Annotated in this window: 21 protein-coding genes; 12 read left to right on the plus strand and 9 right to left on the minus strand. The window is 68.8% G+C overall.

Going from position 1 to position 21,331, the window contains the following annotated elements; genetic code table 11:
* The first annotated feature begins 198 nt into the window (after positions 1-198).
* Genes KOE53_RS08880 through KOE53_RS08890 form a run of 3 tightly spaced genes read left to right on the plus strand, consistent with a single transcriptional unit; the run spans position 199 to position 3,213 of the window.
* Positions 199-1,500, plus strand: a complete 1,302-nt coding sequence (locus KOE53_RS08880; RefSeq protein WP_188058187.1) for an inorganic phosphate transporter — start codon at positions 199-201, stop codon at positions 1,498-1,500.
* The gene (locus tag KOE53_RS08885; protein WP_188046248.1) at positions 1,500-1,793 is read left to right on the plus strand and encodes a hypothetical protein; all 294 of its coding nucleotides are present in this window, start codon (positions 1,500-1,502) and stop codon (positions 1,791-1,793) included. Before KOE53_RS08880 ends, KOE53_RS08885 begins: the two co-directional genes overlap by 1 nt.
* Positions 1,794-1,803: 10 nt before the next feature.
* Positions 1,804-3,213 carry an aldehyde dehydrogenase family protein gene (locus tag KOE53_RS08890; RefSeq protein ID WP_188058188.1) on the plus strand — a complete coding sequence of 470 codons (1,410 nt, stop codon included), beginning with the start codon at positions 1,804-1,806 and terminating at the stop codon, positions 3,211-3,213.
* A 34-nt stretch (positions 3,214-3,247) separates the two neighbouring features.
* Here the strand turns inward: KOE53_RS08890 and KOE53_RS08895 are convergent, their stop codons facing one another.
* Positions 3,248-4,441, minus strand: coding sequence for a winged helix-turn-helix domain-containing protein (locus tag KOE53_RS08895; RefSeq protein ID WP_188058189.1), 1,194 nt, complete (start codon positions 4,439-4,441; stop codon positions 3,248-3,250).
* 38 nt (positions 4,442-4,479) lie between these two features.
* Between KOE53_RS08895 and KOE53_RS08900 the strand changes: the two genes are divergently transcribed.
* Positions 4,480-5,700 (plus strand): AI-2E family transporter, encoded by a 1,221-nt coding sequence (locus KOE53_RS08900; RefSeq protein ID WP_353055624.1) that lies wholly within the window; start codon positions 4,480-4,482, stop codon positions 5,698-5,700.
* Entirely contained in the window at positions 5,697-6,941 is a 1,245-nt protein-coding gene (gene ilvA, locus KOE53_RS08905) for a threonine ammonia-lyase (protein ID WP_188058191.1), read from the plus strand. Before KOE53_RS08900 ends, ilvA begins: the two co-directional genes overlap by 4 nt.
* Positions 6,942-7,013: 72 nt before the next feature.
* On the opposite strand, the gene greA is transcribed toward ilvA, so the two are convergent.
* Positions 7,014-7,502, minus strand: a complete 489-nt coding sequence (greA, locus tag KOE53_RS08910; protein WP_188046252.1) for a transcription elongation factor GreA — start codon at positions 7,500-7,502, stop codon at positions 7,014-7,016.
* A gap of 99 nt (positions 7,503-7,601) precedes the next feature.
* On the minus strand, positions 7,602-8,021 hold the full coding sequence (locus KOE53_RS13720) for a DUF4307 domain-containing protein (protein WP_188058192.1): 420 nt from the start codon (positions 8,019-8,021) through the stop codon (positions 7,602-7,604).
* Between the two features lie 89 nt (positions 8,022-8,110).
* Between KOE53_RS13720 and mca the strand changes: the two genes are divergently transcribed.
* The 3 genes from mca to recQ are packed head-to-tail and all read left to right on the plus strand — an operon-like array spanning position 8,111 to position 11,332.
* Entirely contained in the window at positions 8,111-8,974 is an 864-nt protein-coding gene (mca, locus tag KOE53_RS08920; RefSeq protein ID WP_188058193.1) for a mycothiol conjugate amidase Mca, read from the plus strand.
* Positions 8,975-9,295: a hypothetical protein gene (locus tag KOE53_RS08925; RefSeq protein WP_188058194.1), complete on the plus strand. Its 321-nt coding sequence runs from the start codon at positions 8,975-8,977 to the stop codon at positions 9,293-9,295. It begins immediately after the preceding gene.
* A gap of 21 nt (positions 9,296-9,316) precedes the next feature.
* A complete protein-coding gene (recQ, locus tag KOE53_RS08930) occupies positions 9,317-11,332 on the plus strand; it encodes a DNA helicase RecQ (protein WP_188058195.1) in 2,016 nt (671 codons plus the stop codon).
* Between the two features lie 41 nt (positions 11,333-11,373).
* Here recQ and KOE53_RS08935 read toward each other — a convergent pair whose 3' ends face one another.
* Positions 11,374-12,171: an isoprenyl transferase gene (locus tag KOE53_RS08935; RefSeq protein WP_188058257.1), complete on the minus strand. Its 798-nt coding sequence runs from the start codon at positions 12,169-12,171 to the stop codon at positions 11,374-11,376.
* A 93-nt stretch (positions 12,172-12,264) separates the two neighbouring features.
* Between KOE53_RS08935 and trhA the strand changes: the two genes are divergently transcribed.
* Positions 12,265-13,035 carry a PAQR family membrane homeostasis protein TrhA gene (gene trhA, locus KOE53_RS08940; protein ID WP_188058196.1) on the plus strand — a complete coding sequence of 257 codons (771 nt, stop codon included), beginning with the start codon at positions 12,265-12,267 and terminating at the stop codon, positions 13,033-13,035.
* A gap of 132 nt (positions 13,036-13,167) precedes the next feature.
* Here the strand turns inward: trhA and KOE53_RS13725 are convergent, their stop codons facing one another.
* On the minus strand, positions 13,168-13,884 hold the full coding sequence (locus tag KOE53_RS13725) for a GntR family transcriptional regulator (protein WP_285895462.1): 717 nt from the start codon (positions 13,882-13,884) through the stop codon (positions 13,168-13,170).
* Positions 13,885-13,984: 100 nt separating this feature from the next.
* Here KOE53_RS13725 and KOE53_RS08950 point away from each other — a divergent pair, with 100 nt between their 5' ends.
* The 3 genes from KOE53_RS08950 to KOE53_RS08960 all read left to right on the plus strand — a co-directional run bounded on the left by KOE53_RS08950 (position 13,985) and on the right by KOE53_RS08960 (position 16,982).
* Positions 13,985-14,776 (plus strand): SDR family NAD(P)-dependent oxidoreductase, encoded by a 792-nt coding sequence (locus tag KOE53_RS08950; RefSeq protein ID WP_188058197.1) that lies wholly within the window; start codon positions 13,985-13,987, stop codon positions 14,774-14,776.
* Positions 14,777-14,826: 50 nt separating this feature from the next.
* A complete protein-coding gene (locus KOE53_RS08955; RefSeq protein ID WP_188058198.1) occupies positions 14,827-16,152 on the plus strand; it encodes an amidohydrolase family protein in 1,326 nt (441 codons plus the stop codon).
* 74 nt (positions 16,153-16,226) lie between these two features.
* Positions 16,227-16,982, plus strand: a complete 756-nt coding sequence (locus tag KOE53_RS08960) for a nucleoside phosphorylase (RefSeq protein ID WP_188046265.1) — start codon at positions 16,227-16,229, stop codon at positions 16,980-16,982.
* A gap of 154 nt (positions 16,983-17,136) precedes the next feature.
* Here the strand turns inward: KOE53_RS08960 and KOE53_RS08965 are convergent, their stop codons facing one another.
* Genes KOE53_RS08965 through KOE53_RS08980 form a run of 4 tightly spaced genes read right to left on the minus strand, consistent with a single transcriptional unit; the run spans position 17,137 to position 21,288 of the window.
* Positions 17,137-17,661, minus strand: a complete 525-nt coding sequence (locus KOE53_RS08965; RefSeq protein ID WP_353055625.1) for a cupin domain-containing protein — start codon at positions 17,659-17,661, stop codon at positions 17,137-17,139.
* Positions 17,658-18,572, minus strand: coding sequence for an ABC transporter permease (locus KOE53_RS08970; protein WP_188046266.1), 915 nt, complete (start codon positions 18,570-18,572; stop codon positions 17,658-17,660). Before KOE53_RS08970 ends, KOE53_RS08965 begins: the two co-directional genes overlap by 4 nt.
* Positions 18,569-19,705 carry an ABC transporter permease gene (locus tag KOE53_RS08975; RefSeq protein ID WP_188046267.1) on the minus strand — a complete coding sequence of 379 codons (1,137 nt, stop codon included), beginning with the start codon at positions 19,703-19,705 and terminating at the stop codon, positions 18,569-18,571. The genes KOE53_RS08970 and KOE53_RS08975 overlap by 4 nt, the downstream gene beginning before the upstream one ends.
* Positions 19,702-21,288, minus strand: coding sequence for an ABC transporter ATP-binding protein (locus KOE53_RS08980; RefSeq protein ID WP_215401683.1), 1,587 nt, complete (start codon positions 21,286-21,288; stop codon positions 19,702-19,704). Before KOE53_RS08980 ends, KOE53_RS08975 begins: the two co-directional genes overlap by 4 nt.
* Between the last annotated feature and the right edge of the window lie 43 nt (positions 21,289-21,331).

Consider the following 21,331-nt stretch of genomic DNA (forward strand, 5'->3'; position numbering starts at 1 on the left):
ACAACGCCTTGAACCCGAGTCTATTCCGCGCGGCGCGCCGCCGTCTGAGCGCTGACTTGACCTGCGCCGAGTGAGATGAAACGATTTGCCTGGATCATTTCGGTTGCAACCCCATCCGGGTGAACACACGGTGACGTTTTCGTAAACGAATTCGTGACTTCGATCCGGACCCCCAGGCACCTCAAACGAAAGACGCCGGTGGAACTCACTCTTATCGTGATACTGGTCATTGGACTAGCTCTCTTCTTCGACTTCACGAACGGCTTCCACGACACGGCGAACGCTATGGCGACGCCGATCGCAACGGGCGCGTTGAAGGCGAAGACGGCTGTTCTCCTGGCTGCGATCCTGAATCTTGTCGGCGCGTTCCTCTCCACCGAAGTGGCGAAGACGATCTCGAGCGGCATCATCCGCGAGGGCGAGGGAGGCGTGCTCATCTCACCAGAGATGATCTTCGCCGGCCTCATCGGCGCGATCATCTGGAACCTGTTGACCTGGTTGTACGGCCTGCCCTCGAGCTCGTCGCACGCCCTCTTCGGCGGCCTGATCGGCGCCGCGATCGTCGGCGCAGGTTTCGCCGCGATCGATGGGGGCGTCTTCCTGTCCAAGGTCATCATCCCGGCGCTCGCGGCCCCGCTCACCGCGGGCCTCGTCGCGTTCATCGCCACGAAGGTCGCGTACCGCATCACGAAGCGCAACGACGGTCGCAAGGACGGCCGCGGACGCTTCCGCTACGCCCAGATTGCGTCCTCGTCGCTCATTGCGCTGGCGCACGGCACGAACGACGCGCAGAAGACGATGGGCATCATTACCCTGACGCTCGTCGCCGCCGGCCTCCAGGAGGCGGGCACCGGCCCGCACCTATGGGTCGTCATCTCGTGTGCCCTCGCCATCGCAATCGGCACCTACTCGGGCGGCTGGCGCATCATCCGCACGCTCGGGGCAGGGCTCACCCAGGTCAAGCCCGCCCAGGGTTTCGCTGCGGAAACCTCCACGGCCGCCACGATCCTGGCCTCCAGCCACCTCGGTTTCGCGCTCTCCACCACCCAGGTGGCCTCGGGCTCGGTCATCGGCTCGGGCCTCGGCCGCAAGGGCTCCAGCGTGCGCTGGCGCACCGTCGGCAAGATCGGCCTCGGCTGGCTCTTCACGCTGCCCTCCGCCGCTGCGGTCGGCGCGGTGGCCGCGTTGATCGCCCACCTCGGCACGGTCGGCATTGTCATCGACTCGGTCCTCGGCCTCGCCGCGATCCTGTTCATCTTCTGGCGTTCAGCGCGAAACAAGGTCGACCACACCAACGCCATCTCGGACGTGGCGGAGTCGGGCTACGCGGTCCGCATTCGCAAGCGCAAGATTCGCCGCGTGCCGACTGAGACCGGGACGATCCCGCCCCTCACCTCGCTGGCGCAGACCGCGGTGCGCGAGGACAAGGCCGCCAAGGAAGCCGCGGGAGTTGCCGCTGATGAAGCGCGCGCCGCTGAGCAAGAGCAGGAGAAGCTCTGATGATCGACTGGATGGCATTTGTCGCAGTGTTTGTCGCCGCGCTGGTATCCGCGCTCGTCGTGGTCTCGTTGTACTCGTTCGGGATTCGCTTCCTTGCGGTTCCGACCCCGCCAGCGCCCCAGCCGGATGGCACCTTCGCCCCGAGCGGACCGTCGCGCGACGACGAGGACGACGACGTCGACGACCATGACCGGCCCCGCTGGGCAACGATCGCTGCCTACACGTGCTTCGCACTCTCGGCGGCCTGCGTACTCGGTGGAATCTATCTGATCGTTCCCGCCCTACACGGCTAGCATGGGTGGCATGACGCCCCAGGCCCATGCCACCACCGGAATTCCCGAACTCGTACACTCGCTGCGCGAGAGCTTCGCGAGCGGCCTGACTCGGCCGCTCGCCTGGCGTCGCGCCCAGCTCGACGGAATGCGTCGCATGCTGCTCGAGTGCGGCGACGAGTTTGAGCGCGCGCTGCGGGAAGACCTGGGCAAGTCAGGTACAGAGGCGCAGCTCACCGAGATCGGGTTTCTGCTCAGCGAGATCTCGCACACGCTGCAGCATCTCGCGGCTTGGACCCGCCCGCGCCGGGTGGCTGTCCCACTGGCGATCCAGCCAGCGAGCGCCCGCGTCCGCCCCGAGCCGCTCGGCCTTGCGCTAATCATCGCGCCGTGGAACTACCCGCTTATGCTCGGCCTCTCGCCCCTCATCGGTGCGCTGGCGGCCGGTAACGCCGCGATCCTGAAGCCGAGCGAGCTGGCCCCCGCGACCGCCGAGGTCATCGCGCGACGGCTGCCCGAGTACGTTGACCGGCGCGCGGTATCGGTCGTCACGGGCGATGCCTCGGCCGCGACCGCACTGCTCGCGGAGCGGTTCGACCACATCTTCTACACCGGCAACGGCCGGGTGGGTCGGATCGTGGCGCGGGCGGCCGCCGAGCACCTCACCCCAATCACGCTCGAGCTGGGCGGAAAGTCGCCGGTGTACGTCGATGCTTCGGTCCCGCTCGCCGAAGCGGCGAAGCGAATCGCCTGGGCGAAGTACATGAACGCCGGCCAGACCTGCGTCGCGCCCGACTACGTGCTCGGCACCGCGGCGGTGTTGCGCGCGCTCGGCCCGCTGCTCGCGGAAGCGATTCACGAGCTCTATGGCAACGCGGCTGAGAGAAACCCCGACTATGGCCGTATCGTGACCGACAGCCACTTCACGCGGCTCACGGGGTATCTGTCGGACGGCACCGTGTTGGCGGGCGGCCGTAGCGATGCGGCGACGCGCTTCATCGAGCCGACCGTGCTCGGCGGCGTGGCTCGCGACTCGTCCGTCATGACGGACGAGATTTTCGGCCCCATCTTGCCCCTGGTCGAGGTCAGCGGCCTCAGCGACGCGATCGACTTCGTCGTGGGCCGCGACAAGCCGCTCGGGGCGTACGTGTTCAGTGACGAGCCCGAGGTGCGCAGGCGCTGGGAGCTCGAGACGAGCTCGGGCGCGCTCTGCTTCGGCGCTCCCGTGCTGCACCTCACCGTGCCCGAGCTCCCCTTCGGCGGCGTCGGCGAGAGCGGTATGGGCGCCTACCACGGCGAGCGTTCGTTCCGCGTCTTCAGTCACGAGAAGGCAGTGCTGTCTAAGCCCCTGCGCCCGGACACACTCGCGCCGACCATCATGCCGCCCTTCACCTCGGCGAAGGACACGATTGTGCGGCGCGTGCTCGGCAAGCTGCGCTGATCGGGCGGGCATGCGCCCGGCAGGATCCTGCCGGTTACGACTCGAAGTGTGCGGGGAGCGGAAGGTTGCCGACGCCGCTGACGCTCACCCGGTCGAGGCCCTGCCAGGACGCGGCACGCGCCAGCAGGCCCTGCGCGACCTCGGCGGTGTGCGCCGGCGCACCGTCCTCCTGCCACGCCGCCTGGACCAGTAGCGCGCGGCCCGCCCGGTCGGCCTTGAGATCGATGCGGCCGACCAAGCGACCCCCGACCATCAGGGGGAGGCAGTAGTAGCCATATCGGCGCTGTGCTTTCGGGGTGTAGATCTCGATGCGGTAGTGAAAATCGAAGAGGCGCTCGGTGCGCGGGCGGAACCAGCAGACCGGGTCGAACGGGGTGAGCAGCGCGTCGGGCGCGAGCCGGGCGGGCACTCGCGCGCCCCGGTGCATCCACGCCGGAAGCGGCGCGCCCGCAGGAGTCGTCCAGCCCGCTACCGCGACGGGGACGAGCGTCCCCGCATCCTCGAGCGCGCGTGCCGCGACTCGAGCCTCGGCGACCTTGAGACGGTGGTAGTCGGCCAGGTCGGCGAGGGTCGCGACCCCCAGCGAGCGGGCGGCGCGCTCGACGAGTGTGCGCTGCGCGTCGGCCCGGCTTGGCGGCTGGGCGAGGGCCGACTCCGGCAACGCGCGCTCGGCGAGGGCGTAGCGGCGTTCGAACCGCTCTCGGCCCGCGGACACCACCTCGCCCCAGGCGAACAGGCGCTCCACCGCGAGCTTCGTGTCGCTCCAGTCCCACCAGGGGCCACGTGACTCGCGCGGGCCCTCCTCGAGCTCGCGCACGAACTGGGGCCCGCCGTCCGCCAGGGCGGAGCGCACGCGGGCGAGCGTCGCCCCGTGTGCCTCGAGGAAGCCCTCCCGCAGGTGCCGGGCCCGATAGTCGTCCATGCGCCAGGCAAAGAGAGGACGATCGTTGACCGCGATGAACGCGGCCTCGTGCGCCCAGTACTCGGTGAAGTCACCGCTTTTCCAGAGGAGCGTATCGAGCGCCTCGGCCGAATATTCGCCGTGGCGCGAGAATACCGGCAGGTAGTGGCTGCGGGCGAAGACGTTGACCGAGTCGATCTGCAGCACGTGCAGGCGCTCGAGCGCCGGGTCGAACGGGCGCCTCGCGCGCAGCCTCGGCGTGCCCGCAAAGCCCTGCGCGGCGAGCGCGATCCTGCGGGCCTCGGACGGGGTCAGGGAGTCGCGCATCACGGTACGGTAGCACGCGCCTCGCTAGGATGAAGCTCGTGAAAGACTCACCGTCAGTGGAACCCAGCGCCGAGACACCTGCCCAGCAGGATCCGGGGGAAAGCGCTGCCAGCGCGCTGCCGCTCGGGGTACGCATCGCCGCCGCCTGGTCCTGGCGCCTGATCTTGATCGCCGCGTCCGCGGCCGTGTTCATCTGGCTCATCGTCCAGGTACGGTTCATCGTCATTCCGGTGCTGGTCGCGATCCTGCTTACCGCCCTGCTCGCGCCGATCGTGCACCGCTTCGTGAAGTGGGGGCTGCCGCGCTGGACGGGCATCCTAGCCGCGCTCTTTGCGTTGCTCACCGCGGTGTCCATGCTTGTCTACCTCATCGTCACCCAGTTCCGCAGCGGCTTCTCGGACCTCGCGAAGCGATCCGCCGGCGCCATCAATGACCTCGCGCACTGGCTGGAGAGCGGCGTGCTGGGCCTGAGCGCCGAACAGGTGCAGGACTACATCGACAAGCTCGTCACGTCGATTCAGGCCGACTCCGGTGTGATCTGGAGTGGGGCGCTATCGGTCGGCACGACGGTTACCCAGGTGATCGCGGGGATGCTCCTCACCCTCTTCAGCCTCATCTTCCTGCTCATCGACGGCAAGCGCATCTGGTACTGGGTGCTGGGCTTCCTTCCCGCGGGCGCACACGCCGCGATCGATGGTGCGGGCCGCTCCGGCTGGATCTCGGTCGGGCAATACGTTCGTGTGCAGATACTCGTCGCGTTCGTCGACGCGGTCGGCATCGGCATCGGCGCTGCAGTGTTGCAGGTCCCGCTCGCGATCCCGCTCGCCGTGCTCGTCTTCCTCGGCTCGTTCATCCCATTCTTGGGCGCGATCGTGACGGGGGCACTGGCCGCCTTCGTCGCGCTCGTCTACAACGGCCCGGTCAACGCGCTCATCATGCTCGGCGTTGTTGTGCTGGTGAACCAGCTCGAGGGGCACATCCTGCAGCCGCTCGTCATGGGCAACGCGGTGCGCGTGCACCCGCTTGGCGTCGTGCTCGCGGTGTCCACCGGCGCGCTGGTCGGCGGCATCCCGGGCGCGCTCTTCGCAGTGCCGCTTGTCGCCTCGGCGAACTCGATCGTCAATTATCTGGTGTCGGGGAAGTGGAAGGGCGAGCCGGATCCGGTCGCCGCGTTCCACGCCGATTACAAACGCGAGCACGATGTGCGGGCGAGAGCCCGCCGCATCAAACGCTTGATCTCCAAGGAGGAAACAGAATGACCGAAGCGTTCCGCACGCCGACACTGGCCGACTTTGAGCGGGCGCGCGCGATTGTGGAGCGGGTCACCCAGCCGACTCCGCTCGAGTCGTCGCGCTACCTGGCCGAGGTGCTCGGGGTACCCAAGGTGTACCTCAAGTGCGAGAACCTGCAGCGCACGGGGGCGTACAAGCTCCGCGGCGCGTACAACCGCCTGACCCAGCTGAGCGAGGCAGAGCGGGCCGCAGGTGTCGTCGCCGCGTCCGCCGGGAACCACGCCCAGGGCGTTGCCTTCGCGGCGCGTGAGCTCGGAATCAAAGCCACCATCTTCATGCCGCGCGGTGTCGCGCTGCCCAAGCTGCAGGCGACCCGGAACTACGGCGCCGAGGTCGTGCTCGAGGGCGACGACTTTGACGCGTGCAGCGCCGCGGCGCAGGCATTTGTGCAGGCGACGAACGGAACCTTCATCGCGCCGTTCGACGACGATGCGGTCATCGAGGGCCAGGGCACGGTTGCACTAGAGATGCTCGACGTCGCCCCTGACATCGAGACGCTCGTCGTCCCGATCGGCGGCGGCGGGCTGATCTCGGGCGTCGCGGTCGCCGCGAAGCTGCGCGCCCGCGCCGAAGGCCGCCCGATGCACGTCATCGGGGTGCAGGCGGAAAACGCCGCCCCGTACCCGCCCTCGATCGAGGCCGGGCACCCGGTCACGATCAAGACCCGCTCGACGATCGCCGATGGTATTGCCGTTGCGCGACCCGGCGAGCGCAACTTCGCACTGATCCGCGAGTTCGTGGACGAGATCGTCACCGTGAGCGACGAGGACATCGCTCGCGCGATCCTCGTCCTGCTCGAGCGCGCGAAGATGGTCGTCGAGCCGGCCGGCGCGGCAGGGGTCGCCGCAATGATCACGGGGAAGATCAAGGCGACGGGCGTCACCGCGACGATTCTGTCGGGCGGCAACATCGACCCGCTGCTCCTGCAGCGCGTGATCGGCCACGGCCTCGCCGCCTCCGATCGCTACATGAAGCTGCGCATCTCGCTGCCCGACCGCCCGGGCCAGCTCGCGCGCACCGCCGAGATCGTGTCGGCCGCGAACGCGAACGTGGTCGAGGTGCTGCACACCCGGCACGGCACGGGGCTGCCCATCAGCGATGTCGAGCTCGAGCTGCACGTCGAGACGCGCGGCACCGAGCACGGTGAGGAGCTGCTGCGCATCCTGCGCGCCGAGGGCTACGAGGTCCGGATCGGCGAGCGCTACTAGCCTTGCGCTGAGACAGATACGGCGCGGCTCCCACTCGGGAGTCGCGCCGCATCTCGTTCGCCGGACTGAAAACTAGCCAGCGTAGGTGTCGACCGCCAGAATCTTGACGTCGATCGTCTTGCCGTTCGGGGCGACATAGCTGGACTCGTCGCCGACCTTGAGGCCCAGGATCGCGGTGCCCAACGGGCTCTCCGCGCTGTAGACGTCGAGGCCCGAATCGCCAGCGAGCTCGCGGCTGCCGAGCAGGAACTTCTCGGGATCGCCGAGGACGTTTGCGGAGATGACGGTGCCGACCTCGACCACGCCGTGGCTCTCAGGCGCGGCGCGCACGACGGCGTGCTTGAGCAGCTCCCCGAGGTCGCGGATGCGCGCCTCAAGCTTGCCCTGCTCGTCCTTGGCGGCGTGATAGCCACCGTTCTCCTTGAGGTCGCCCTCTTCGCGGGCAGCCTCGATGCGCTTCACGATCTCGGTACGGCGCGGTCCGGTGAGCTCGTCGAGCTCGAGCTGGAGACGATCAAACGCCTCTTGGGTCAACCAGGTTGCTGTGGGCAATGCGGCCATGCTGGGATCCCCTTTCTTGACAGTGTCGGGTTCGCTCGCACGAGTGTGAGGGACGAACGGAATGCGCCCCGGGAAAACCCGGAGCGCAGCAGCAGACTATCAGGACTGCTCAGGGATCCAACAGTGGTTGACGGTTCCGGTTGTTGCCGGATTGGTCGTCACGAGCGACTCCGTGACGGTGCGCGTGCGCTCTGAGGAGGCGGGTAGCTCGGTGAACTTCCAGCCGACCGTGGCGTACGAGGTGTTCAACGCCTCGACGGCGCAGAGCACGGTTGTCTCGGGCGGTGCGGTGACCTCGAAGGTTACCGTGACCGTCTGGTCGTCCGGCATCGAATGCGCCAGATCGCGGAACTCGAGCTTCGAGGAATCGTTCCATCCGCTGAAGGCGAGAAACGCGATGCCGCCCGCTACGAGCAACCCGCCGGCGACGTATCCGATCCGTTTGTCCAGTCGACGAGAACGCCCGGTGCCATAGCGGTCCTCAAGGGACGCGGCCTGGGCTTCCGCTGGAACTGACACGCGAACCTCCGATGTGGACCAAGTAGAGTGAGGGGTCGGTATCCAGGCTACCTGGCGACACCCGAACGCCCCATGAGAGAGGGATGCGGATGACCCCCAGACTGATCGCGGTGCACGCGCATCCTGATGACGAATCAAGCAAGGGCGCGGCGACCTACGCGCACTACGTCGATCGCGGCGTCGAGGTGCTCGTGATCAGCTGTACCGGCGGCGAACTCGGCGACATTCTGAACGAGCTCGTCGCTCGCGACCCGAAGTCGCGTCGAGACCTGGCGGGCCTCCGGCGCGATGAGATGGCTCGGGCGCGCGAGATCCTGGGCTTCGAGCACCGCTGGTTGGGCTATCGCGACTCAGGGCTGCCCGAGGAGGGCGAGACGGTACCGCCCGGATCCTTTGCGGCGATCCCGATCGAACTCTCCGCCGAGGCGCTCGTGCGCGTCGTGCGCGAGTTCCGGCCCCACGTCATGATCACGTACAACGAGATCGGTGGCTACCCGCACCCCGATCACATTCGCTGCCACGAGATCAGCAAGTTTGCCTACGACTTCGCAGGTGACCCCGAGGTGTTCCCCGAGGCCGGCGAGCCCTGGAACATCGAGAAGCTGTACTACGAAGAGATCTTCAACTCGGAGCGCATGCGCCACGTCGGCGAGCTGGTGCGCGAGCGCGAGCCCGACTCCGAGATTGCCCGCCAGTTTGCCGAGCTCGAGGAGTGGCTGGGAGACCGGCCCTACAGTGCAACCGCCCGGGTCGACGTCGGCGGTTTTTTTGAGAAGCGCGACGACGCGCTGCGTGCCCACGCGAGCCAGGTGCCGCCGGACAGCAGGTTCTTCTTCTGGCCGAACGACCTACAGCGCGAGGCATGGCCATTCGAGGACTACCGCCTGGCGGCCAGCCGGGTGCCCACCGCTGAGTTTGAACACGATCTGTTCGAGGGAATCAAGGAGGAGTAAGTGGTGAACTTCGTCACCGTATTCGCTGCCGAGGAAGTGCCGGTGTACGACCCGGACAAGGTCACGCCGGGAGTGCTCGGTTTTGCTGCGATCGCGCTCGTCGCGGTCGCCGTGATCTTTCTCCTGCTCGACATGAATCGCCGTGTCCGCCGCATCCAGTTCCGCGAACAGGTTCGTGAGGAACTCGCGCAGGAGGTCGCCGATCTCGACGCAGCGCCCGCCGACGGCGTGGATCCTGCCCCCGCGGATGCGGACGTCGCGACCGACGCTGCCGACGAGCCAGACCCAGACCAGAACCCGCAGGACAACGCCGGGCGCTAGCCCGGCCACACAAGGAGCTTCGTGCTGACAGGGCAGGATCCGGCACAGATCCTCTCGCAGGTCTTCGGCTACGCCGATTTCCGGGGCGAGCAGGACGAGATCATCCGGCATGTGACCGGCGGCGGCGACGCCGTCGTGCTCATGCCGACCGGCGGCGGCAAGTCGCTGTGCTACCAAATTCCGTCCATCGCCCGCGAGGGCACCGGGATCGTGATCTCGCCGCTGGTCGCGCTCATGCATGACCAGGTGGCGGCCCTGCGCCTCGCCGGCGTGCGGGCCGGCGCCCTGAACTCGACGATGGACGCTGGCGAACAGCGCCAGGTCACCGAGGCGTACCGCGCGGGCGAGCTCGACCTGCTGTATCTCGCGCCCGAGCGGCTGTCCTCGCCCGGCACCATCGAGTTTCTCGCCTCGGGCAAGATCGCGCTCTTCGCGATCGACGAGGCGCACTGTGTGTCGCAGTGGGGCCATGACTTCCGCCCGGACTACCTGCGCCTGGGTGCCCTGGCCGAGCGCTGGCCGGACGTCCCGCGCATCGCGCTGACCGCGACCGCGACCCCCGAGACGCACCGCGAGATCACCGAGCGGCTGCACCTCGGTGCGGCTCGCCACTTCGTCGCGAGCTTCGACCGCCCGAACATTCGCTACCGGATCGGGGCGAAGGACCAGGTGCGCAAGCAGCTGCTGGCGTTCATCCGTGACGAGCACGCGGGCGAGGCCGGCATCGTCTATGCGCTGAGCCGCAAATCAGTCGAGCAGACCGCGAAGTTCCTGCGCGATCAGGGCATTGATGCGGTCGCCTACCACGCGGGTCTCGACGCGTCCGAGCGCATGCGGGCGCAGACGCGCTTCCTGCGTGAAGATGGCGTCGTGGTGTGCGCCACCGTGGCGTTCGGCATGGGTATCGACAAGCCCGATGTCCGCTTCGTCGCGCACATCGACCTGCCGAAGTCGGTCGAGGGGTACTACCAAGAGACGGGCCGCGCCGGACGCGACGGCGCCCCCTCCGACACCTGGCTCGCCTACGGCCTCGCTGACGTGGTGCAGCAGCGCCGCATGATCGAGACGGGTGACGGCGACGTCGCCACGAAGCGCAACCAGTCGCGTCACCTCGACGCCATGCTCGCGCTCTGCGAGACAGTCGCCTGCCGCCGCGTCTTCCTGCTCGACTACTTCGGCGAGCATGAGAACGCGGCCTGCGGTAACTGTGACGTCTGCATTGATCCGCCCGTGCTCTGGGACGCGACCGTGCCGACCCAGAAGCTCCTCTCGACCATACTGCGCACCGAGCGCGAGTACGGCCAGCGCTACGGCGCTGGCCAGCACATCGACGTCCTGCGCGGCGTCGCCTCGGCGCGCGCGAGCCAGATCGGGCTCGACAAGCTGAGCACCTGGGGTATCGGCCAAGACCTGACTGCGACCCAGTGGCGCGGGGTCGCCCGGCACAGCGTCGCGACCGGGCTGCTCGCCTCGGTCGGGGAGTGGGGCGTGCTCACCCTGACCGACGAGAGCCGCGCGGTACTCGCGGGCACCGCGAAGGTCGAGCTGCGCGAAGAGGTCCTCGCGGTGAAGGCACCGCGCGCTCCCAAGGCGTCTGCGGCGGCGCTCGATTTGGCGCCGGATCAGCTCGAACGATTCGAGCGCCTGCGCTCGTGGCGCGCCGAAGAGGCACGCGAGCAGGGCGTCCCGGCGTACATCGTGTTCGGCAACGAGACGCTCAAGGCGCTCTCGGTGCACCGGCCGTCCACGCTTGAGGAGCTCGGCGGCATCAGCGGCATCGGCGAGGCGAAGCTGGAACGCTATGGCGAGGCGGTGCTCGCCGTACTCGCCGGGCTCGGCGAACCCGCGGCGTCCGCGAGCCCTGCGGGGCCCCCCACCGCCGCGGCGCCCCGTGCGGCTCCGGCGAGAAAGGCGCCGGGTCGTTCGGCCGCCACGCGGACGCCCGTCACGAGCGCTCCGCCGCCCGAGGAGCCGCCCTTCGAGTTCCCCGAAGAGCCACCGTACGACCCATACGACGAGCCGCCCTACGAAGGCTAGGGTCGGGGGCGCGTCTGCGCCTCCGGGATCCTGCTCGGGAGCTAGCTGCCGTAGCGCCGGTTGCGGCGGGAATAGTCGCGCAGAGCGCGCAAGAGGTCGATCTCGCGCAGATCAGGGTAGAGCGCGTCAACGAAATAGAACTCGGAGTGCGCGGACTGCCAGATCATAAAGTCGCTCAGGCGTTGCTCGCCCGAGGTGCGGATGACGAGGTCAGGGTCGGGCTGCCCGCCCGTCCAGAGGTGCTCGCCGATCTGATCGGGAGTGAGTCGCTCAGCGAGTGAGTCGAGGTTGCCGCCGTCGCGCTGATGCTTCTCGATGATGCTGCGCACCGCCGCCGTGATTTCGCTGCGCCCGCCGTAGCCGACCGCGAGGTTGACGTGCAGCCCCGTGTGGTCGCGGGTGCGCTCCTCGGCGCGCCGAATCGCGCTGCAGAGCGACTCGGGCAGGCCGTCGCCGGAGCCCACATGCTGGATGCGCCAGTCGGGCTGCTCGCCCAGCACCTCGGCGAGGTCGGCGATGATGCTGAACAGCTCGTCGAGCTCGGCTGAGTCGCGGCCCGTGAGGTTGTCGGAGGAGAGCAGATAGAGCGTGACGACCTGCACGCCGGCGTCCTGGCACCAGCCGAGAAACTCGGGGACCTTGCGCGCTCCGGCGCGATGCCCGAAGGCGGCGCGCTCCTGCAGCCGCAGCTTCGCCCAGCGGCGGTTGCCATCGACGATGACTGCGACATGGTGCGGCACCCGGGCCGGGTCGATCTGCCGGCGCAGGCGTCGCTGGTACAGGCGGTAGAGGGGACCATCGTCGGGCTGCTCCGCCGAGCTGGGGCGCGGATCTCGCATCACCATGCAACTGTACCGGTTCGCATACCCGAGAACAGTGGACGCCGCCCGATGTATGTCTCGGAATTCAGCGGCGATCCGTAGACTCGGCACATGACGCCAGACCCCGCCGCAGAACGCTCAGCGCGTCCGTTTCCCGAGCCCGATAGCCTGTCGATCCCGCTGCTCGAGGACTCGATCGACCACGAGGCGGACCCCGCTCTGCCGGGGGTGCCGGCCGATGAGGCGAAGCCGACCTGGCGCGGCTGGATCCACGCGGGCACCTTTCCCGTCACGATCGCCGCGGGCATCGTGCTCATCTCCCTCGCCGACGGCCCCGTCGCGAAGTGGGCGTCCGCGGTGTTCATGCTCACGAGCATGCTGCTCTTTGGCAACTCGGCGCTGTATCACCGCATCAACTGGAAGCCGTCGACCAAGCAGATCTTCCGCCGCATCGACCACGCCAACATCTTCCTGCTCATCGCGGGTACCTACACCCCGCTCGCGCTCCTGACGCTGCCGCTTGACAAGGGGCTGATCCTGCTGGTCGCGGTCTGGGCGGGCGCCATCTTGGGCGTCGCCTTCCGAGTCTTCTGGATCGACGCCCCGCGTTGGCTCTACGTCGCCCTCTACGTCGGACTCGGCTGGGCGGCGATGGCGTTTATCGTCGACATCGCGCACGCGAACCTCGCGGCGATGGTGCTCGTCGTCGTCGGTGGACTGCTCTACACGATTGGCTCAGTCGTCTACGGGATGAAGCGGCCGAACCCGATCCCGGGGGTCTTCGGATTCCACGAGATCTTCCACACGCTCACCGTGCTGGCGTTTCTCTGCCACTGGGTCGCGTCTCTGCTGGCAGCGCTCGACCCGTTCTACCTGCGTTAGGTCGCGCAGGATCCTGCCCCGCGTGAATTATTCCGGAAATGACAATCATTTCGGAGTGTTTGGGACGGTTCGATCCGAAATGATTGTCGTTTCCGACATGTTTGACGGCGGAGGCGGGCCGGCTCGCCGGGCTCAGACCGTGCGCAGCATCGAAAACGCGATGCGTCCCTCGATGAAGTAGGTGCGGGAGTAGAGCAGGAGCGCGCCCTCGGCGTCGTAGTGGAGCTGGTCGAGCAGCAGGTAGAGCGCTTCGTCTTCGGCGTCGGGGCCCCAGGCGACGTGCGCGGAGGACACCGCGTGAATTTCGGCCACGCTGTGGTCGGGCACGCGGCCCAGCTGCTCGCGCAGGTACCCGAAGATTGAGCCGTCGAGGTGCTCGGCCGGGCGGCCCTCGGGGAAGACGCCGACGGGGATCAGGTCGTAGGAGTACGCCACGAGCTCGCCATCGGCGAGGATCGCGCGGCGCGCTTCGAGCGCCGTCGCCTCTGCGGTGAGGCCCATCTTCTCGGCCTCGTCGGGCATGACGGGGCGGATGACTCGGCTGCGGTACGTCATTCCGGGCTGCTGCCCCATCGCGCGAATGGAGTCGGATACTGAGGTCAGCCGCTCGAGCCCGGCGCGGATGCGCGGCCGGTCGCTCACGAACGTGCCAACGCCGTGCTGGGTGCGCACGAGCCCGGTCGCCTCGAGCTCTCGAAGCGCGGCGCGCAGGGTGGGCCGCGAGACGCCGTAGCGCTCGGCGAGCTCGTGCTCGGTGGGCAACCGTTCGCCTGGCGCGTAGGTCCCGTTCCCGAGGGCACTGCGCAGCTCGCCGGCGACATGGGCAACACGGGTGAGGGCTCTGACCAACGCTGGGCTCCGATCGGCGAAGACGCGAGGAGGCCACACGTCTTGGCGTCGTCGCATCCCCGGACTAGGGTTGTTTTACAACATACCGGAAGGCGGGGACATGTCGACAGTCGGCTCCACTGCTCAGGCTGATCCCTTCTCGATCTCGGGCCAGCGCGTGCTCGTCACCGGCGGCGCCGGCGACATCGGCTCGGGCATTTCACGTCGCTTTGCGGCTGCGGGCGCCCGGGTCGCTATCCAGTACCGTTCGTCGGCCGTCGCGGCGGAAAGGCTCGCGGACGAACTGTGCGCCGCCCACGGCGAAGGCGCCGCGGTCGCCATCGCGTGCAACCTCGACGACGCTGACGCCGCCGAGACGCTCGTCGCGCGCACGGTCGCAGCGCTCGGCGGCATCGACGGCGTCGTGAATAACGCGGGCGTGCAACCCGTGCAGACGCTCGACGAGATGAGCCGCGCCGACTGGGACGGCATGTTCGCCACGAACCTCGGCGCAGTCTTCGCAGTGAGCGCCGCCGCCGCCGCGGCGATGGCCCCCGGTGGCTGGATCACCCACATCGCCTCGATCGAAGCGACCCGGCCGGCCGTCGGCCACGCCCATTATGCGACCGCGAAGGCCGGCGTCGTGATGCACGCCCGCGCCGCCGCCCTCGAGTACGGCCCCCGCGGCCTCCGCGTGAACACGGTCTCGCCGGGCCTGATCGACCGGGGCACTCTCGAACAGGACTGGCCCGAGGGCGTGGCGAGCTGGAACGCCGCCGCCCCGCTTCGCCGCCTCGGCCGCCCCGACGACATCGCGAACGCCTGCGTCTTCCTCGCCTCGCCGGGCGCGAGCTTCATCACCGGGCACGAGCTGGTCGTCGACGGCGGAATGCTCGTTACGCCCGGCTGGTAGCCGAGCCGATCCTGCCACTACGCGTTTCCCTGACCCCGAGAGCACACACCATGAGCGAGCCCCACGCCGAGCGCACCGCGCAGGTCATCCACGCCGACTGGATGCTGACGCCGAGCGGCGCCGTCGCCGCCGCCGAGCTGGCGTTTGACGCCGCCGGCCTCATCACCTACGCCGGCCCGCGACGCGAGGGGAGCATCGCCGACCACGTGCTCGCCGGCCACGCGTTGATGCCAGGCCTCGTGAACGGGCACACGCACTCCGCGATGACGCTGTTGCGTGGCTCGTCGGACGACGAGGGCTTCATGCCGTGGCTCGACGAGGTGCAGGCGCTCGAGCAGCACCTGACCCACGATGACGTAGCGACGGGCCTGCAGCTTGCGATGCTCGAGATGATCGAGAGCGGCACGACCACCTTCGCCGACATGTACCACTGGGATGCTGAGCTGCTGGGCCTCGTGCGGGCCACCGGCATGCGCGTGCTCGCTGCCCCCGCGGCGTTCGCGGCAGATGCGGTCGCCTTCCCCGGCGTCAGCCCCTGGACAGGTGCCGAGGCCCTGGATCAGACCGAGGCCCTCGCCGAGCAGTTCGCCGGCGACCCGCAGATCAGGCTCGCCTATGGCCCGCACGCGCCCTACACGTGCCCGCCGGAGTTCCTGCGCGAGGTGGGGGAGCGCGCGGTGCGAAGCGGCCTGCCCGTGCACATTCACATCTCGGAGTCCGCCGCCGAGGTCGAGCAGATCCTCGAGCGCTTCGGGGCGACCCCCGCGGACTTTGTCGCAAGCCTCGGCCTGTTCAACGCCCGCGTACTCATCGCCCACGGCGTGCACCTCACCCCCTCTGAGCTCGAGATGGTTGCTGCCGCGGGCGCCGCCATCAGCCACAACCCCGTGTCGAACCTGAAGCTCGGCAACGGCATTGCGGCGCTGCCCGAGTGGCTCGCATCGGGTGTGGACATCGCGCTCGGCACCGACTCAGTCGCCAGCAACAACACGCTCGACCTGTTCGAGGAAATCAAGACGGGCTCGATCGTGCACCGCGGGGTGCACCAGGACGCCGCCATCGTGCGCTCGCTCGATCTCATCGAGCTCGCCACCCGCCGCGGCGCCGTGGCCGTCGGTTTCCCCGAGACGGGCGCTCTCGAGGCCGGCCGGCTCGCCGACGTCATCGCGCTCGATCTCACCGGCAACGCCGCGACCCCGCTGCCCTCGCTCACCTCCCACATCGGCTTCGCCGCGCGAGGCGCCGACGTGCGCCACGTCTTCATCGGCGGCCGCCACGTCTACGCGGACGGCGCGCACCTCACGCTCGACGCCTCCGCGGTCCGGGCGGCCGCGCTCGCTGCCTCCCGCAGGATCCGGGCGGCCGCTGCCCGCTAGGCGCCGCGGCCGGGATCCTGCCCGGACACCTCAACGTTTCATCTCCCACCGAACCCCCTGTGAAAGGACCTTCCATGGCTCCCGTCCGACTTCCCGCCGATGCCGAACTGCCGCTTCTGCGCGCCCGTGTCTCTGACCTTGCCCCCCGCGCCCTCGTCGTGGGCGACCCGGCGCGCGCGGCGCTCGTCGCCAGCCGTCTGGACGACGTCAAGCAGCTCTCGAACAACCGTGAGTACCACGTGTACACGGGCACTCACCGCGGTGTCCCCGTGACGGTGGCCTCGCACGGTGTCGGCGCTGCCGGCGCCGCGGTGTGCTTCGAGGAGCTCGCGCGCGGCGGCGTGACCCGCATCATCCGCTCGGGGACCGCCGGCGGCATGCAGCCCGACGTGGTTGACGGCGCGATCGTGGTCGCCACCGGCGCGGTCCGGGCCGACGGCGTCAGCCACCAGCTCGTCCCCGCCGAGTTCCCGGCGATTGCGACCCCCGAGCTCACCATCGCGCTTGCTGCCCGCGCCGCCGAGACCGGCCTGAGCGTGCACCGCGGCATCGTGCTGACGGGCGACATGTTCTACCCGAGCGACGTCATCACGGGCGTCGACCACAAGATGTGGCAGCGCGCGGGCATCGTCGCGGTCGAGATGGAGGCCTCGGCGCTCCTCGTGATCGCGTCGCTGCACGGTATCGAGGCGGGCGTCGTGCTCGCGATCGACGGCAACCCGCTGAACGCCGCAGACGAGTCGATGGGCGACTACGATCCGTACCGCGAGATCGTGACCCGCGCGGTTGACGGGGCGCTCGAGACGGCGCTCGACGCGCTGATCGCATAGTTCGTCACCGCTGCGCGCTGTCTCGGGTCCTCGGGGCCCCGGCGCCGCGCCGCCGCCGAAAATGCACCTCTCCGACAGGGTCAATCGCTGCAACACCCTGCCGGAGGGGTGCATTTTCGCATTCTCTCGCCGGCGAGGCGGCGGAGTGGGACAGCTAGCGGGTGAGTTCCGCGATGCGGCCGGCCGCGGCGGGGTAGGCGGCAGTGAGCGCCGCGCGCTCCCCGAGCACGAAGCCCTCCCAGTTGAACGCGGGCGCCATTGTCGTACCGATGAGGCACCATTCACCCTGAGGGGAGGATCCCTGCATCACCCCAGCGGGAACGACGATCTGCGGCAGCTGACCGGCTTCCGCGTCGGGGCCGAGCACGGGTTCTTCGACGCGCCCGTCGGGGTGCAGCAGCAGCAGGCGCAGGGCGGACCCGGCGTGCCAGTGGTACACCTCGACGCCGTCGAGGCTGTGCAGCGCCGAGAAGTCCGGGTCGGCGAGCAGATACAGGATCGCGCTCGAATGCTCGTCGAGGTAGGTGCGGCGGTAGAGCCCGCCCTCGTGCTCGAGCGGTTCGAGCTGCAGGCGCTCCGCCCAGGCCGCGGCCTCCGCGGGTAGCTGCACGGCCTCGGCCGCGACGTTGTCGACCGTCACGACGGCAGGATCCTGCCCAGAGTTCACCGCGCCACTCACGCGAGCTGCGCCTGACGGGACTTACGGAAGCGGGTGCTCATCAGGATCAGCGCGATGAGCGTAATGACGTACGGGCCGGCATCGGTGAGCTGCTGCGGCAGGCCAAACGCCTGCAGGCGGAACCCGATCGCGTCGGCGAAGCCGAACAGGAGCGCCGCGCCCAGCACGCCGACCGGGTGCGCGCGGGCGAGCATGACCACGACGACCGCGATCCAGCCGCGGCCTGCCGACATGTTCTCGGTAAAGCCGACGACGTTTCCGAGTGCGAGCTGCGCGCCGCCGAGGCCCGCGAGGGCGCCCGAAGCGACGACCGCCCAGAGCTGGTACCGCTGCGGGTTGACGCCCATGGTGGAGGCCGCCAGGGGGCGCTCGCCGACGCCGCGCAGGCGCAGGCCGACGGGCATGCGGAAGAGCATGATCCAGAGGGCGGGGACGAGCAGCAGCGCGAGGTATCCGAGCGGGGTCAGCGCGAAGAGCGCGCCGATCCAGGGGATGTCGGCGAGCACGGGGATGCGCCAGACCGGGATGCTGTCGATGCCCGGATCCTGGAACGAGCCCTGCACCTTGAACATCGCGACGAGCAAGAAGCTCGTCATGCCGACCGCGAGGATGTTCATCGCGATCGCGAGCACGATCGGGTCGCCCTTGCGATAGACCGCCCCGTAGCCGAGGATCAGCGAGAACAGTGCACCGGCCATCATCGCGACGATGACGCCGATCAGCCAGTTGTGCGTGAAGAACGAGGCGGCGACGCCGGCGAACGCGCCGACGAGGAGCATGCCCTCGAGGCCGATGTTGAAGACGCCGGCGCGGTCGGCGATCATGCCTCCGAGCGCCGCCAACAGGATCGGGATCAGCGAGCGGAGGACCGACGAGATGAGGTCCTGATCAAACACATCGAGGATATTCATCGTCCCGCCTCCGTGGCCGTGGTTTCGGGTTGTTTCTTGCGGAAGCGGGGGAGCGCGACCTTGAACGCGAGCAGGATGATGACGAGCGCCTGGATGACTGAGGCGATCTGCGGGGAGAGCCCGAGCTCGCGGCCCATCGCGTCGCTGCCGACCATGATGGCGGCGAAGAAGACGCCGGCGATGACGATGCCGGTGGGCCGGTACAGCGCGAGCAAGGTCACGAGCAGCGCGGTCCAGGCGTAGTTGGTCTGCAGGAACTGGCCCTCGATGAGGCGGGTGTTCGGCGCCCCGATGACGAGCAGCATGCCGAACATGCCGGCGAGGCCGCCCGAGATCGCCATCGTGCGCAGCACCAGCGGGCCGGGCTTGACCCCGGCGTAGCGGACGAACTCGGCGTTCTGGCCGCTGAGGCCCGACTCGAAGCCGTAGCGCGTGCGGCGGTTGACGAAGATCGCTCCCAGCACGACGATGATCACGATCACCAGCGACCAGTTGACGCTCGTGAGGACCGCAGTCACGGGGCTCGTCGGTCCGAACGTGTTCCGCAGCACCTCGGCGAATGCCGAATCACGCGGCACGAGCATCGAGAGCTGCACCTCGGGGCGGACCTGCTCGCTCGCGACGAGGTCAGAGGTGGGTTCGTCGAGTTTGAAGCGGATCATCCACGAAGAGAAGTAGCGCGCGGGATAGTTGAGCAGCAGGGTCGAGAGCAGGATCGGGACGCCGAGCAGGTTCTGCAGGGCGGCTGCGATGAGGCCCCAGAGCGCGCCGGTCGCGATCGCCACGACGAATGCGAGCGGGACGATCAGGGCCGCGGGCCCGGGCACGTAGATCGCCACGATGCCGCCCGCGAGCGCGCCGAGGCCAGCCTGGCCCTCGGTGCCGAGGTTGATGATGCCGGCGCGGAACGCCACGGCGATCGCGATGCCGATACCGATGATCGGGATCGCGCGGGCGAGGGTGTTCGCGAAGCCAGCGCCGCTGCCGAACGATCCGGTGAACATGGCCGCGTACCCGCTCAGCGGGTCGACCCCGGCAATGAGCATGAGGCAGGCGCCGATGAGGAACGCGAGGATGACGGAGACGGGGATCGGGCCTGCCGCCCAGCGCCCAATCTTTCGCAGGACGGTCACTGTGCAGACTCCTTCGCGGTGGCGGTGCCGGTGGCGGGGTTGAGCGCGGCTGCAAACGTGCCGGGTCGGTGCCGCGCCTCGGGGGCGTGCCCGGCCATGTACAAGCCCAGCAGTGCTTCGGTGGCGTCGGCCTTCGGGACCTCGGCGACGACGCGGCCCTCGAACATGACGAGAATGCGCGAGGAGAGCGACATGATCTCGCTCAGCTCCGCGGAGATGAGTAGGAGGGCGCCGCCGCCGTCGCGATACTCGCAGAGTTCGCGGTGGATCGCCTCGATGGCGCCGATATCGACGCCACGGGTCGGCTGCTCGGCGATGAGCAGCGGCGAGCGGTAGTCCAGCTCGCGTGCCACGACGATCTTCTGCAGGTTGCCGCCCGAGAGTGTGCCCACCGCGGTGGTGGGCCCGGCGATTTTGACGCCGAAGCGAGCGATCAGGCGCTTGGCGTGCTCGAGCATGGGGCCGCGGGCCAGGAGGCCGCGGCTGAGGATCGGCGCGCTCCGGTGGTGCCCAAGCGCCAGGTTCTCGATCGCGTCGGCCGTGCCAGCGCTGCCCACCCCGTGCCGGTCCTCAGGGACGTAGGCGATGCCGCCGTCGCGGCGATCGGCGATGGACGCGCGGCTGAGATCCTGCCCCTGCACGGCGATGGTGCCGGCGGAGGTCCCACGCATGCCGATGATGGCCTCGGCAAGCTCGACCTGCCCGTTGCCAGCGACGCCGGCGATGCCGACGACCTCGCCGGAGCGCACGAAGAGGCTCGCCTCGGCGACGGCGGGCCGGCCGGCGCCGGGCACCGAGAGTCCGGCGACGTCGAGCACGACGTTACCTGGCGCGTTGGCGGGCGGCGGGGTGCTGAGGTCAACGTCACGGCCGGTCATGTGCCGGGTGATCTCCGCGGGGGAGCTTTCGGCGGTGACGAGGCTCGCGACATTGCGGCCGTCACGCAGCACGGTGACGCGGTCCGAGATCGCCATGACCTCGTTCAGCTTGTGGGTGATCAGGATGATCGTACGACCGTTGGCCTTGAGCGCGCGCAGCACGTCGAAGAGGCGCTCGGTTTCCTGCGGCGTGAGCACGGCGGTGGGCTCGTCGAGGATGAGGACCTGGGCATTGCGGTAGAGCGCTTTGACGATCTCGACGCGCTGGAGGACGCCCACGGGGACCGAATCGACGCGAGCGGAGGGGTCGATCGCGAGGCCGTACTGCTCGGCAATCTCGGCGACCTTGCGGTTCGCCTCGGCCCGGTTGATGAGTCCGCGCTGAGTCGGTTCGCTGCGGAAGACGACATTCTCGGCGATCGTCAGCGAGGGAAAGAGTTTGAAGGACTGGAAGACCATGCCGATGCCGGCATCGATCGCGTCGAGGGGCGAGGCGAAATGCTGGCGCTCCCCGCGAATGAAGATCTCGCCCTCATCGGGCTGGTACACGCCGGCGAGCATCGACATCAGGATCGACTTGCCGGCGCCGTTCTCGCCCATGAGCGCGTGGATCTCGCCCGACTCGACCTCGAGGTCGACCTGGTCGTCCGCGAGTACGCCGGGGAATCGCTTCGTGATGCTCCGCATCGAGACTTCGACGGTCACATGCGCTCCTTTGGATGGGAAGAAAGAACAGGGTAAAACACTA

This window comes from Leucobacter sp. CX87, from assembly GCF_018682295.1.
Classification (GTDB): domain Bacteria; phylum Actinomycetota; class Actinomycetes; order Actinomycetales; family Microbacteriaceae; genus Cx-87.

Bases quoted from the DNA above. Each gene is read 5' to 3' on its own strand.
- ilvA (WP_188058191.1), top strand. From the start codon at position 5,697: ATGACCGAAGCGTTCCGCACGCCGACACTGGCCGACTTTGAGCGGGCG.
- greA (WP_188046252.1), bottom strand. From the start codon at position 7,502: ATGGCCGCATTGCCCACAGCAACCTGGTTGACCCAAGAGGCGTTTGAT.
- KOE53_RS08895 (WP_188058189.1), bottom strand. From the start codon at position 4,441: ATGCGCGACTCCCTGACCCCGTCCGAGGCCCGCAGGATCGCGCTCGCC.
- KOE53_RS08960 (WP_188046265.1), top strand. From the start codon at position 16,227: ATGGCTCCCGTCCGACTTCCCGCCGATGCCGAACTGCCGCTTCTGCGC.
- mca (WP_188058193.1), top strand. From the start codon at position 8,111: ATGACCCCCAGACTGATCGCGGTGCACGCGCATCCTGATGACGAATCA.
- KOE53_RS08970 (WP_188046266.1), bottom strand. From the start codon at position 18,572: ATGAATATCCTCGATGTGTTTGATCAGGACCTCATCTCGTCGGTCCTC.
- KOE53_RS08955 (WP_188058198.1), top strand. From the start codon at position 14,827: ATGAGCGAGCCCCACGCCGAGCGCACCGCGCAGGTCATCCACGCCGAC.
- KOE53_RS08950 (WP_188058197.1), top strand. From the start codon at position 13,985: ATGTCGACAGTCGGCTCCACTGCTCAGGCTGATCCCTTCTCGATCTCG.
- trhA (WP_188058196.1), top strand. From the start codon at position 12,265: ATGACGCCAGACCCCGCCGCAGAACGCTCAGCGCGTCCGTTTCCCGAG.
- KOE53_RS08885 (WP_188046248.1), top strand. From the start codon at position 1,500: ATGATCGACTGGATGGCATTTGTCGCAGTGTTTGTCGCCGCGCTGGTA.
- KOE53_RS08935 (WP_188058257.1), bottom strand. From the start codon at position 12,171: ATGCGAGATCCGCGCCCCAGCTCGGCGGAGCAGCCCGACGATGGTCCC.
- KOE53_RS08890 (WP_188058188.1), top strand. From the start codon at position 1,804: ATGACGCCCCAGGCCCATGCCACCACCGGAATTCCCGAACTCGTACAC.